10 protein-coding genes and 1 other annotated feature are annotated in these 12772 nt (G+C 40.4%); of the genes, 8 read left to right on the top strand and 2 right to left on the bottom strand.

The window, feature by feature from the left end; genetic code table 11:
• Nucleotides 1–285: 285 nt before the first annotated feature.
• Nucleotides 286–535 (top strand) — a binding site (T-box leader).
• Between the two features lie 110 nt (nucleotides 536–645).
• On the top strand, nucleotides 646–1992 hold the full coding sequence (locus QZ995_RS11795; RefSeq protein WP_301806963.1) for a sodium-dependent transporter: 1347 nt from the start codon (nucleotides 646–648) through the stop codon (nucleotides 1990–1992).
• A 412-nt stretch (nucleotides 1993–2404) separates the two neighbouring features.
• On the opposite strand, the gene QZ995_RS11790 is transcribed toward QZ995_RS11795, so the two are convergent.
• Complete coding sequence (locus tag QZ995_RS11790; protein ID WP_301806960.1) at nucleotides 2405–2923, bottom strand: aminotransferase class I/II-fold pyridoxal phosphate-dependent enzyme; 519 nt, start codon at nucleotides 2921–2923, stop codon at nucleotides 2405–2407.
• A gap of 172 nt (nucleotides 2924–3095) precedes the next feature.
• Here QZ995_RS11790 and QZ995_RS11785 point away from each other — a divergent pair, with 172 nt between their 5' ends.
• Nucleotides 3096–3575, top strand: a complete 480-nt coding sequence (locus QZ995_RS11785; RefSeq protein ID WP_301806958.1) for a YbaK/EbsC family protein — start codon at nucleotides 3096–3098, stop codon at nucleotides 3573–3575.
• A 320-nt stretch (nucleotides 3576–3895) separates the two neighbouring features.
• Here QZ995_RS11785 and QZ995_RS11780 read toward each other — a convergent pair whose 3' ends face one another.
• On the bottom strand, nucleotides 3896–4453 hold the full coding sequence (locus QZ995_RS11780) for a delta-aminolevulinic acid dehydratase (RefSeq protein WP_301806957.1): 558 nt from the start codon (nucleotides 4451–4453) through the stop codon (nucleotides 3896–3898).
• A 231-nt stretch (nucleotides 4454–4684) separates the two neighbouring features.
• Here QZ995_RS11780 and QZ995_RS11775 point away from each other — a divergent pair, with 231 nt between their 5' ends.
• From QZ995_RS11775 to QZ995_RS11750, 6 genes are all read left to right on the top strand, one after another.
• On the top strand, nucleotides 4685–5500 hold the full coding sequence (locus QZ995_RS11775; protein ID WP_301806955.1) for a nucleotidyltransferase domain-containing protein: 816 nt from the start codon (nucleotides 4685–4687) through the stop codon (nucleotides 5498–5500).
• 224 nt (nucleotides 5501–5724) lie between these two features.
• Nucleotides 5725–6384, top strand: a complete 660-nt coding sequence (locus QZ995_RS11770) for a class I SAM-dependent methyltransferase (protein ID WP_301806954.1) — start codon at nucleotides 5725–5727, stop codon at nucleotides 6382–6384.
• A 177-nt stretch (nucleotides 6385–6561) separates the two neighbouring features.
• Nucleotides 6562–8427, top strand: a complete 1866-nt coding sequence (locus QZ995_RS11765) for an ABC transporter ATP-binding protein (protein WP_301806951.1) — start codon at nucleotides 6562–6564, stop codon at nucleotides 8425–8427.
• Nucleotides 8396–10132 (top strand): ABC transporter ATP-binding protein, encoded by a 1737-nt coding sequence (locus QZ995_RS11760; protein WP_301806949.1) that lies wholly within the window; start codon nucleotides 8396–8398, stop codon nucleotides 10130–10132. Before QZ995_RS11765 ends, QZ995_RS11760 begins: the two co-directional genes overlap by 32 nt.
• 214 nt (nucleotides 10133–10346) lie before the next feature.
• Nucleotides 10347–11312: an AraC family transcriptional regulator gene (locus QZ995_RS11755; RefSeq protein WP_301806944.1), complete on the top strand. Its 966-nt coding sequence runs from the start codon at nucleotides 10347–10349 to the stop codon at nucleotides 11310–11312.
• A gap of 285 nt (nucleotides 11313–11597) precedes the next feature.
• Nucleotides 11598–12473 (top strand): radical SAM/SPASM domain-containing protein, encoded by an 876-nt coding sequence (locus QZ995_RS11750; protein WP_301806942.1) that lies wholly within the window; start codon nucleotides 11598–11600, stop codon nucleotides 12471–12473.
• Nucleotides 12474–12772: the final 299 nt, after the last annotated feature.

Genomic DNA, 12772 nt, shown 5'->3' with positions numbered 1-12772 from the left:
GAATCGTGGGTGATGTTTTTGCTTGCTTATAAATAACTTCTACCTGAGTCTGATAAATCCCTTTTGTCAGGTTGAATGGCCACGCTCTACAGTTTGAACATCAATGAATTCTAGTTTTTTAATCGGATGCCCCTTTGAAAAGGAGACTATCATCTAATCTCTAATGAATGATAAATTCTTTTTTGTTAAATTTTTTTTGACAAAAAAATGAATATCGTGCTTGACAGTCGTATATATACCTTAGTATAATTCGTAGTAATTTCAAAGGGAAATATATTCGGAATATTGAATGCGATGAATAGGAGTAGTAAAGTCATGTATTTGTACAGAGAGCTATGGGTTGGTGCGACATAGTCAAATGACATCTTGAACTCGCCTAGGAGCAGTAAGGTGGAACGGAAGTATACTTCTTAGTAAATCTTAACGACTAACCTTCGATATCAGGTTTGTAATCAAACGATTACTACTAAGGTGGATTCATTATGGAATCAATAAGAGTGGTACCGCGTTAAGTAAATGGCTTGGCGTCTCTTTATATAAAGAGATGCCAGGCCTTTTTTATTTTATACAGGAAGAATGGAGGTTTTTTTGATTGATCAATAATATGTTTATTCATATAAAGTAATTTAATTAGGGGGAAATGGAATGAAACAGACGGAGCAATGGACGTCGAAATTAGGATTTATCATGGCTGCAGCAGGCTCTGCGATTGGTCTTGGCGCAATATGGAAGTTTCCGTATATTGCTGGAAAGAGCGGGGGAGGGGCATTCTTTTTAATCTTTATCTTGTTTACTGTATTAATAGGTCTTCCGCTATTGATAGCTGAATTTATGATAGGTCGCAGCACACAAAAACAAGCAATTCAAGCTTTTGAAAATATTGCACCAAATACAGGGTGGCACTGGATTGGACGGCTTGGTGTAGGTACTTGCTTTATCTTGCTATCATTCTACAGTGTTGTAGGTGGTTGGATATTAATCTATTTATTCAGAGGAATTACAGGACAGATTATTGCACCACAGCAAAATTATGCCGCGCTATTTACAGAAACAATTGGGAACCCAGTTTGGGCCGTTATCGGGCATTTTGCTTTTATGTTTATTACGATATTTGTTGTATCAAAAGGTGTACAAAATGGAATTGAAAAAGCAAGTAAATACATGCTGCCAGCATTGTTCATTCTATTTTTGGCTCTTATTATTCGTTCATTAACACTTGATGGCGCAATGAAGGGTGTTACGTTTTTCTTACAGCCTGATTTCTCAAAAATTACTTCGGAAAGTATTTTATTCGCGATGGGTCAATCATTCTTTGCGATTAGCATTGGGATTTCCATTATGGTTACCTATAGCTCTTATTTAAATAAAAAAGAAAGCTTGCCACGATCAGCCATAACGATTGTTGGATTGAATTTATTTGTTTCTCTTTTTGCCGGCCTTGCTATTTTTCCAGCAGTATTTTCATTGGGAGTGGAACCAACAGAGGGACCGGGATTGCTATTTATCATTTTGCCATCCGTGTTTAGCCAAATTCCATTTGGAAGCTTCTTCTTAACCGTATTTCTTGCACTATTCACCTTTGCAACTTTAACATCTGCATTTTCTTTGCTTGAAACAGTTGTTTCAGCGCTAGCGAATGGACAGCAGGAAAGAAGAAAAAAATTAGCATGGGTAATGGGGCTTTGCATTTTCTTAGTAGGTATTCCGTCAGCACTTTCATTTGGTATATGGAGTGATATTACAATCTTTGGAAAAAATATTTTTGATGCAGTAGACTTTTTATCACTTAATATTTTAATGCCGCTTGGAGCTTTGCTGATTAGTATTTTCGTATCGTTTAAAATGGAGAAAAAGATACTGGAAGCTGAATTCTTCGTAGGTGGAAACTACGGAAAGACCCTGTTTACTTGCTGGGCATTCTTGCTTCGATTTGTTGCTCCAGTTGCGATTATTATTGTTTTCTTGAATGCGGTTGGTATTATTCAGTTTTAAGAGTTTAAATATTCTGTAAAATTCTGACGTTATGTATTTTTCCAATCCTTTCCTTAAAATAGGATAGGGGTACAGCCAGTATTTTAAAAACACATTGAGTAAATCATAAAACAGTAAAAAGTCGATTTCCTGTATGCTAAGGATAATCGACTTTTTGCTGTTCCTGCCTTTGTAGCGGTGAACGGGCTTACGTATGGCGTGTGTTAGAGGCGGTGTTCATTTTCGGTAAGCAGGAAATTTTTAAGTATGGAAAGACCTGTCTTCAACTCCTCAGAATTTGTGACAGACGTTAAGGAGATTCGAACAAATTGTCTAGATTCCTCTTCCCTGACTAAAAACCGAGAAGAATGATAGACACGAATCCCCTGAGCTAAAATTGCCTGCTCAAACTGCTTTGGTTGATACTTATGCTCTAGTGGAAGCCAACGGAAAAAACTGAGGGACTTTCATGAGGATTACTCATTTTAAAGAATGTAGAATAGATAAGATTACGCTCTTTCGCAATTTCTTTTTTTTGTGAAATGATCTTATCAGCAGCACCTGTGTTAATTAGCTCGGTTATAACCTCCGCATTTAACGCAGATGTCTTAATATTAATATTAAAAATTCCACGAGCGATTTGATCGGAAAACTGATTTGCATATGCCAGAAACCCGACTCTCATTCCTGAGCTTATGGATTTAGCAATGCTGTGCATGTAAACGAACTGATCTGGTACATAATGAGAGATTGGTACACAATCTTTCGGAGCGAGGAACGAATAAGTGTCATCTTCTAGCAATATAAGCTTATATTGCTTAATCACTTCTGCAATATCCTTCCGCCGATTGATAGCCATGGTAACTGTGGTCGGGTTGTTACAGGAGGGATTTACATATATACCTTGAATATTGTTTCTTCTGCAAACAAAATCTAACTGACCTGGCAGCATTCCTAATGCATCTCCCGCAATGAGCCTCCTGATAATTGTCTTGCATACAATTTTAACATTTTAGCCATACGATTTCGATGTTATAATCAGGACAAATAAGAATCGAGGAGTTGAAATTGCTGTCTAGCCAAGTAATAAATTTTAAAATCTGCAAAAAGGATGGGAAGGAAAGATGTCGCTAGAAAGAGTCAAATTATATTTTGCACAATATGATATGGAAGATAGAATTATAGAGGTTCCAAAATCCAGTGCAACAGTAGAACTGGCAGCACAAGCCTTACACTGTGAGCCACAGAGAATCGCAAAAACACTTTCTTTTACATTAGAGGGCAGGGTTATACTGATAGTTGCAGCAGGTGACGGCAAAATTGACAATCAGAAATATAAACGCCAGTTTGGGGAAAAAGCGAAAATGCTTGACGCAAGTGAAGTGGAAACCCTAATTGGTCATGCTGTAGGCGGTGTATGCCCGTTTGCGGTCAATAAAGGTGCTGAGGTTTATCTAGATCAATCACTGAAACGCTTTACAACGGTTTTTCCTGCTTGCGGTAGTGCAAATAGTGCCATTGAATTAACGATCGAAGAATTAGAAGAATATTCACAATATATACAGTGGATTGATGTATGCAAAGGGTGGTCGGATTCAAACTAGATTCTGTTTCTATGTAACATTTTTAGGTCTTTTCGTTATTCTCATTACTTTTGGTCTCGTTGTGCGCAAAATCATTTTCATAACGATTCAATATGTAAGGCATCGTACATTGCTTGTCGGAATAAATATTTGAATATTCTAAAAAGTGAAAGGAGATAGTATATGAGGGGAATAATGCAGTAAATACGTGAGAAAAAAGAACACTCCAACAAATAATAACTGCGATTCTCTAAAAGACAATTTATAGGACGTAAAAAAGCCCTGAAGCAGATCAGGGCTTTTTATATGCTGGATTCATTTGTTTTGTGATTATGAGCTATCTACGGTTTTTCATAGATTTGATACATCGACATGTTCTCATCATCCATCGCCTTGCTTGCTTGGAAGGCTTCTTGAATGCTTTTCCTATTTTGGATGATCTCATAGAAGAATCGCAAAACAAATAGTAACGCAGCATTTCCATCTGGATAGTCGTCTGGGCCAATATACGTTTGGCATCCACATTGTAGGAATGCTTTTGCCAGTTCAGGATCGCCTAAGGAACATCCGTTGGCAACAACGATTTTCCCTTCCAATCTGGCAAACCGGGAAATTTCCTCTGGACCAAAGTTACCTGACACCTCATCTGCATCATACACGTCTTCTCCTAGCTCCGGCATGATAAATTTCCCTTCATCTCCATGGAAGTTGAGAATAATCATGTCAGTATTGGGATATAAGTCCTCACCCGATAAGACGGCAGTGAAATCATTTGGTCTGCCTATCCAATACGTAAAGACTCTTGCGCCAAAATACTCCAAAGCAGCTCGGATTGCTTGTGTATCCATATCAGAATCAGGCCCGCAGACTAAGGCAATATGCATTTCTGGTTTACTCATGATTGATTCCTCCATATTTTCATTTTCATAATGCTAAAATGATCGGATATGGAGGCGGTGCTCGTGCTTTAAAGAAGCTGACAACACGTTACTTCTTATTCGGCTTCATATGCAAACTCCTTTTGTAATAATATTTATTATTTTATAGAATATAGCATAACAAAGTAGAATAATGCAAATATTTTGTGTATTATTTGGTAGGTACCTAATAAAGAAATGGGGATTCAAGCTATGGATGAACAGATACCAAAAAAGATTAGACCTTTATTACAAGAGTATAGTGGCTTATTAATGTCTGAATTAACTGATGTGATAGAAGGAATTTATTTATATGGTTCGATTGCTTTGTCAGCATTTGATGAACATAAAAGTGATATAGATTTCATGACAATTGTAAAAAGAAGATTAACGGATGAAGAGCTTGAAATCGTAAGCAAGCTGCATCATAAGCTTAAGCGGGATAATCCACTTGCCCAAAAATTGGACGGTATGTATATCAGCCTTGAGGAGATCGGACGAGATAATAAATCCTTACAGCCTTATCCATGCTGCGCTAGTGGAGTTTTTAAAAAAGAGGGGCACTGGGATAGTAATCATGTGACGTGGTGGATGTTAAGGCATTATGGAATAACGATTGCGGGTAAAAAGACAGATGAATTAGGAATTGGTACAGAGTGGCAGGATGTTCATGCGACAATGCATTATAACATAAATGAATATTGGGCCAAAAAGGGGAAAAGCTGGATTTATTTCTTGTTTGATGAGTGGATTGAAGACGCTGTAGTAACCTTGTGCCGAATTTATTACACCCTAGAGTATCAAGAAATTATTCCAAAGGGCAAAGCGGTAGAGCATGCACTTCAAGCTCTGCCCTCTGACTGGCATTTGCTTCTTAAAGAAAGCATGAGAATTCGTAACAGAAAAAATGAGCCATCGTATTTTTCTTCCAGAATAAAGAGAGCACGAGAAGCAAGAAATTTTATAGCATACATGATTACCTTTTGTAATCTTCATTTTTTCACCAATGATAGTCATTTGGAATTATAGGACGGAATAGAATATATATTGACAAGGATGATGATTATGAAAATCACTATCACATATTCATGAACCATTTCAGCCATTTTTTTATTTACCTTATTATACATAATCTTCTCTGTTTGTTTTCTACCATATCTGTTCGTATAAGTTGTCGGTTTGCTGCTATGTGCTTTTCGCAACGTGCTTGTAAGCTGTGGGGTGGAAATTAAGATGGAAGGGGAAGGAAATGAATGAAAAGTACAGAAAATCAAGACTATATTCCGGCTTTAAAATTTCATTGGTTGACCCGATTGTATGATCCTTCGTTGTGGGGAATGAAGGAAGTAGCCTTCAAAGGACATCTTGTGAGTCAAGCGAATTTGATGCCGGAGCAACGCATCTTGGATTTGGCTTGCGGAACAGGCACCTTAACTCTTATGCTTAAACAGGCACAGCCACATGCAGAGGTAATTGGACTAGATGCCGATCCGAACATACTATCCATAGCTAGAAATAAGGCAGAGGAACAACAGATAGCTCTTACCTTTCGACAAGGAATGTCGTTTGAGCTTCCCTTTGAGGATAATCACCTCGATCACGTTTTTTCTAGTCTGTTCTTCCATCATCTTACACGGGAGATGAAGCGTAGTACGATACAAGAATTATTGCGAACCCTGCGTCCGGGCGGAGAAGCACATATCATTGACTTTGGTAAGCCTCATAATGCAGTAATGAGGGCAGCGTTTTTTACCGTGCAGCTATTAGATGGTTTTGAGACTACAGCAGATCATGTTACAGATGTTATTCCTGAACTTCTTGAAGACACCGGGTTTGAGAATGTTCGACCAATAGGTGATTTCAAGACAAGAGCAGGTTCACTTCGTGCTTACTCTGCAAGAAAACCCGCCTAAATTAGGGCGGTTTTTTTGTGCTTTTTTTCAAACTTATTTTTACAATGGAAAAAAATCCGTGAAGTGGTGGCCTTTCACCGGCAAGTGGCAGAGAAAATGCAGTCGAACAGCTATCATTGTCATGTAACGGTACACGATTCATTTCATTTTGGCAAAAAGAAGAAGGGAGGGAATCGGATGAAGCAAAAAACGGGAGTTCCTCGATTGCTTGAAATTGCGGGCGAAAAGCGCGGATTGTTAATCGTCTCGGCTTTGCTTTCTACAGTGAGTGCAATCAGTATGCTGGTGCCTTATGCGTCGGTTTACTTTATTTTAAAGGAATTATTGGAGTATGCTTCCAATCCCGTCTTGGCTAACGGGGATTTAATGATTCGTTGGGGTGTTATCGCCTTGCTTGGCCTTCTCGTGAGTCTAGTAACAATGTATGCAGGGGGAATGGCTTCGCATCTTGCGGCATTTCGCATTTTGTACGGTTTGCGTGTTCGTCTCGCTTCCCATATTGGAAAATTACCACTGGGCTGGTTAAGCAAAACCTCTACAGGTGCTGTCAAAAAAACGCTGGAGCAAAATGTAGAAAAGGTAGAGACATTTATCGCTCATCAGCTGCCTGACTTAGTCCATGTGCTGGTTACTACGATTCTGATGATTATTGTCATGTTTTACCTCAATACTTGGCTTGCAATTGCTTGCATGATACCTATTTTAATTGGATTTGGTGCTCAGTTATTTCTCATGACTGGCCCCAAAATGAAAGATAGTATCAAGCTTTATTATGACTCATTGGAGAGGATGAATGGCTCCGCCGTCCAATATGTGAGAGGGATGCCAGCTATCAAGGTTTTTGGACAGACTGTGCATTCGTTTCGCAAGTTTCATGTCGATATGATTCTTTATCGTGATTATTGCCTGAATGTTACGAATCAGGTGGAAAAGGGATTCTTAATTTTCAAGGTGACACTAGGCTCCTTTGCGGCATTTTTTTTGCCAGTCGGAGTTTTTCTGCTAAGTGGTCAGCCAGAAAGCACCGCATTTGCTTCCACTCTGTTGTTTTTTCTAGTGATGGCCCCTGGAATTTCTTCCTCCATGTTTAAAATAATGTATTTGACTTCATCATTGCGGGAAATAAGCGAGGGGGTTGAGCGAATGGATCAGATATTAGCAGAAAAGCCAATCCCAGAGCCTGAAAATCCGCAGAAACCGCGTGGGTTTGATATTCAATTTGATCATGTTTGTTTTTCGTATCCATCCAGTGAAAAATCTACTAACAGCTCTTCTGCCACCTCTACTGGTGACAAAATACTCTCCCAGATTTCCTTTACAGCGAAGCAGAATCAAGTGACGGCTTTAGTGGGACCCTCGGGCGCTGGTAAGTCAACGATTGCCAATCTGGTACCGCGATTTTGGGATGTAACGGAGGGAGAGATCAGAATTGGTGGAGTGGATATTAGAGAAATAGCAGGTAAGGATTTGATGAATACGGTGGCGTTTGTCTTTCAGAAGACCTTTCTGTTCTGCGATACCGTATTTCATAATATTGCAGTCGGAAGCCCTCATGCCTCTTTAGAGCTGGTCATGGCGGCAGCCCGGGCGGCGCAGTGTCATGATTTTATCAGCAAGCTTCCCAATGGTTACGATACATTGATCGGAGAAGGTGGCGTGTATCTATCTGGAGGAGAAGAGCAACGTATTGCCGTGGCGAGGGCGATCCTGAAAAACGCTCCTGTACTTGTGCTAGATGAAGCGACTGCTTTTGCTGATCCGGAGAATGAATACGAGATGCAGCTTGCTCTCAAAGAACTGATTAAGGGAAAAACAGTTATTGTCATCGCGCATCGACTGGCTACCATTCGAGAGGCTGATCAAATCATCGTGCTGGATGAGGGGCGCATTTCAGAACAGGGAAAGCATGAGGAATTACTGGCTTCTAAAGGGTTGTACAATCGAATGTGGCGCACGTATATAGACGCAGAGCAATGGCAGATCGGGATGGAAGAGGAGGGAAGCATAGGTCATGAGCATGTTGCACAACATCACAGTGGGTAATCCTAAAATGCTGATTAAGCCAGTCGTCTATACCACGCTGGCTAACCTCGTAGGAATTCTGCCATTTATACTATTGGTGGAAGCAGCACGTCTGATCTTCCAGCCTTTTACCGGCTCAGGTGCGGAAATGGACTTCGCGAGGTTATGGTGGGTATGCGCAGGTCTGGGGATGTCCATTGTCTTCTTATATCTGTGTGAGCTTCCGGCATACCGAGCACAATTTCGGGGAGCTTATAACGCAGCGGTGGATGGAAGAACCAGGCTGGCAGAGCATGTAAGAAAGCTATCGCTTGGATTTTTAAACAAACGTGACCCAGGGGACCTTGCCAACATGATGATGGGAGATATCTCATTAGTAGAGCATGGGATTTCTCATGTTGTTCCGCAGATGATCGGCGCACTCATTATGCCTTTTCTTGCTCTGATAGGGCTGTCTACATTAGACTGGCGCATGGCTGCGGCTATGTTTTTTGTATTTCCAATAGCGATCGCCCTAGTGCTCATGACTTCTAAATTACAACGCAAGCTCGGCAGTCAGCATATGCGAGCCAAAATAGATGCGGCTAATCGTTTGCAGGAATATTTACATGGGATTCGAGTGATTAAGGCCTATAACTTGACTGGGGAAAAATTTGTGCGTCTGGAGAACTCATTTAAAGAGTTGATGAAGCGAAGTCTGCTAATCGAGGGTCTGCTTGGACCGATTGTATTAAGTGCGATTGCATGCTTGCGAGCAGGGCTTACTGTCATGGTGATTGTAGGTGTTCATTTATTGCTTGGAGGCAGTCTTGATCTCATGACATTTGTTACCTTCTTACTTGTTGGTACACGAATTTTCGAGCCCTTAACAGTTGCGCTTGTTAATTATGCGGAGTTTCGTTATCACGAGCAGGCAGGGGAACGTATTGTGCAATTGTTAAACGAACCAATTATGTCTGGGGAGCTTCTGCCGCCAGAGTGCCACGATGTTGAATTAAACAATGTTACTTTTGGTTATCAGGATAAAGCTGTGCTACGTGAGGTGAGCTTACGGATGCAGGCAGGCTCGTTTACCGCATTGGTCGGACCGTCAGGAAGCGGGAAAAGTACAGTTCTTCGCTTGATTGCTCGCTTTTATGATCCTGATCAGGGGACAGTTACCCTGGGAGGCGAGGATATCCGCCGCATGAACCCTGAGGAGCTATTACGCAAGGTATCTATGGTTTTTCAGGATGTGTATCTGTTCCAGGATACTATTGCAAATAACATTAGATTTGGCAAAAGTGATGCATCCCAGCATGAGATTGAGGAAGCGGCCAGACTTGCCTGCTGCCATGATTTTATCGCAAAACTGCCACAGGGATATGATACGTTGGTTGGAGAGGGGGGAAGTACGCTTTCAGGCGGCGAAAAACAACGTATCTCGATTGCACGAGCTATTTTAAAAAACGCTCCCATTGTTTTATTGGACGAGGCAACTGCATCGCTAGATCCTGAGAACGAGGCGGAGATTCAAAAGGCTATTGACCAGCTTGTGCGCGGGAGAACTGTCATTGCGATTGCTCATCGGCTAAAAACAGTGAAGGCAGCAAGCCAAATCGTTGTGCTGGAGAACGGACAGATCAGAGAACAGGGAAAACATGACGAACTCCTAGCGTTAGATGGGCTGTATGCCCGCATGTGGAAATTGCAACAAGAAGCTCGTGGATGGGGCGTATCCAATTAAGCAGACTGGTTTTTTATATCGATAATCGCAAAGAGTAAAGCCAAGACCTGAGGCATCGTACCCTCAGGCCTTATTTTTTTATACAACAGGGGAATATCATTTTATAGCATACATAAGCAGCCAGGATATGATAAACTGCTTGTAAATGAGAATTGTTATCAATGGATGCAGCACATATATCACAACCCTGTGTATGCAGATAGGAGGGGAGAAAATGATTGTTCAAGCAGAAAATACGGAGTTTGCAGATTTTAATGCAAATGTTCTGCATAAAATTCTAGGTTATTCCTCTGTAGAGCCATATGAGCATTGCGGCAGGATACCGTCTCATCTTGGCAAAGGTCATTTCAGTTGCATTCAGCTTCGCGACGGCATGGAATTGCACATGAGCGATATGATTTTATATGAGAATCTTTCGTTTGATGTAGGCATTCGCTATCCACATCTTGAGCTTGCGTTTACACTAGACGGGGGTGGATATTTCTCTGTTGATGGACAAAACAAGGAAATTGTAACAGAAGCAGGTAGTGCCCAACTCGTTTATTTGCATGATATAAGATTTCATGCCGAGCAAATCAAAGAAAGACCAATTGTTCACATGGAGCTGCGCATGGATGCAAGGCTTTGGGGCAGCTTGTTTCCCAATATAATGCCTGGGAATAATCAGTCCTTCCTCTATCTTCAGGATATGATTCGTCCGAAAATGCAGGTTCTACTACAGCAACTGCGCAATTGTTCATACAGCGGGTCAGCCAAACGCCTTTATATGGAAGGAAAAACCCTAGAGCTTTTGGCATTATTTATCTATGAAATGGAAATGGGGCAGGTCAAAGGGCGCAGCAGCTTAAAAAAAGACGATATTGATCCAATTTATTTAGCTCGGGATATTTTGGTAAAAATGCTGGGCCAGCCACCCAGCCTGCTTGCTCTATCGAAATTGATTCAACTGAATGATTACAAGCTCAAGATCGGCTTTAAAGAAGTGTTTGGTATGACTGTATTTGAATTTGTTAGACAGCAACGGATGGAAAAGGCGAGGATGCTATTGGAGAATAATAAGATTAGTGTCAGCGAAGCTTCGTCGCTCGTGGGCTATCATAATTTTAGTCATTTTGCTTCTTTATTTCGCAAGACATATGGTGTTAACCCCAGTGAATATGGCAAGAATGCTTTAAAGTAAATAGGATGTAAGAAATGCCTATCGTATACACCGACTATAGGCGAAAATGACAGCCTAGGATCAGCTAAGGCGGTCATTTTTGTGTATCCTGATACACCTAGCACATTACATGACCAGCAGATGCTTCCAAAAGCTCAAGTTGCAATCATCCCTGCGTTTTTTCATGTATAATAAGCGAAAGTAAGGTATGAAGAGAACAGTTATAGATTTGTCCATGCGGCAATCAGGATAAATGGCAAAATACAAATCACTTCTTTACAGAATATAGGGAATGAGGAACGAGTTTTGAAGACATTTAAAAAGGTGTACATTGAAATTACCAGTGTTTGCAATCTTGCCTGTAGCTTCTGTCCACAAACAGGTCGACAAGCTAGGTTTATCAAGCTAGACACGTTTACTAACATTTTGGATCAAATTAAACCGCATACAAAGCACATCTATCTTCATGTGAAGGGCGAACCGCTTCTGCATCCCAAAATTGATCAATTGCTGGATGTAAGCCATGAAAAGGGATTTAAGGTCAACATCACGACAAACGGAACCCTTATCCAAAAGAATCGTGCGAAGCTACTGGGGAAGCCAGCCCTGCGTCAAATGAACTTTTCATTGCATAGCTTTGATGGTCATGAAGGCTCGGTTGATCGTGATAAATATTTATCTAACATTCTATCCTTTGTTCGAGAGGCGGCGGAGCATAATGTAATCATATCCTTTCGTCTCTGGAATCTGGATAAAGATAACGCAACGAATCTTCAGCGAAATAGGAACAGAGAGACCTTAGAGGTGCTGGAAAAGGAATTTAACCTGGATTATAAGATTGAAGAAAAAGTAGTTCCGGGCAGCGGGGTTAAGATTGCTGAACGAATTTATCTCAATCAGGATCATGAATTTGAATGGCCGAGCTTACACGCGCCCGAGGATGATGGAAAAGGCTTTTGCCATGCCCTTCGCTCTCAAGCAGGAATCCTTGTGGATGGAACGGTTGTGCCGTGCTGTTTGGATGGGGAAGGTGTGATTAATTTGGGCAATGTCCAAACTACACCTTTCTCTGAAATCGTAGAGAGCGAGAGAGCAAACAATCTTTTTGACGGATTCTCAAGACGCGAGGCTGTAGAGGAATTATGCAGAAAGTGTGGATATAGAAAGCGGTTTGGAGCTTAGTGTGGATTATAGATATTATTAAATAGAAGTAACCCAAAAAAGAACACCTAATTTTATAGGTGTTCTTTTTTGGGTTAGATAAAATTTGTAAAATATTTAATTTATGAAACCTTCCTTACTATATTATGAGGGCATGAGTTACTAGAGAGAATAATTTGGTATAAATAAGTTAATTTAAATTTTTGAATGGTTAAAATTATATATATATGATATGAAAAAATTCAATTATAGTAACTTGTTTTTTGAATAACGTAATGATAACATGTAGAAAAAATAGAAAATAATACCAATTATTTAAA

Origin of the sequence: Brevibacillus laterosporus (genome assembly GCF_030489605.1) — a bacterium.
Lineage (GTDB): Bacteria > Bacillota > Bacilli > Brevibacillales > Brevibacillaceae > Brevibacillus_B > Brevibacillus_B laterosporus_E.
The sequence above is the reverse complement of the archived record's forward strand: the minus strand, read 5'-3'. Positions and strand labels throughout refer to the sequence as shown.

Bases quoted from the DNA above. Each gene is read 5' to 3' on its own strand.
- QZ995_RS11795 (WP_301806963.1), top strand. From the start codon at position 646: ATGAAACAGACGGAGCAATGGACGTCGAAATTAGGATTTATCATGGCT.
- QZ995_RS11790 (WP_301806960.1), bottom strand. From the start codon at position 2,923: ATGCTGCCAGGTCAGTTAGATTTTGTTTGCAGAAGAAACAATATTCAA.
- QZ995_RS11785 (WP_301806958.1), top strand. From the start codon at position 3,096: ATGTCGCTAGAAAGAGTCAAATTATATTTTGCACAATATGATATGGAA.
- QZ995_RS11780 (WP_301806957.1), bottom strand. From the start codon at position 4,453: ATGAGTAAACCAGAAATGCATATTGCCTTAGTCTGCGGGCCTGATTCT.
- QZ995_RS11775 (WP_301806955.1), top strand. From the start codon at position 4,685: ATGGATGAACAGATACCAAAAAAGATTAGACCTTTATTACAAGAGTAT.
- QZ995_RS11770 (WP_301806954.1), top strand. From the start codon at position 5,725: ATGAAAAGTACAGAAAATCAAGACTATATTCCGGCTTTAAAATTTCAT.
- QZ995_RS11765 (WP_301806951.1), top strand. From the start codon at position 6,562: ATGAAGCAAAAAACGGGAGTTCCTCGATTGCTTGAAATTGCGGGCGAA.
- QZ995_RS11760 (WP_301806949.1), top strand. From the start codon at position 8,396: ATGAGCATGTTGCACAACATCACAGTGGGTAATCCTAAAATGCTGATT.
- QZ995_RS11755 (WP_301806944.1), top strand. From the start codon at position 10,347: ATGATTGTTCAAGCAGAAAATACGGAGTTTGCAGATTTTAATGCAAAT.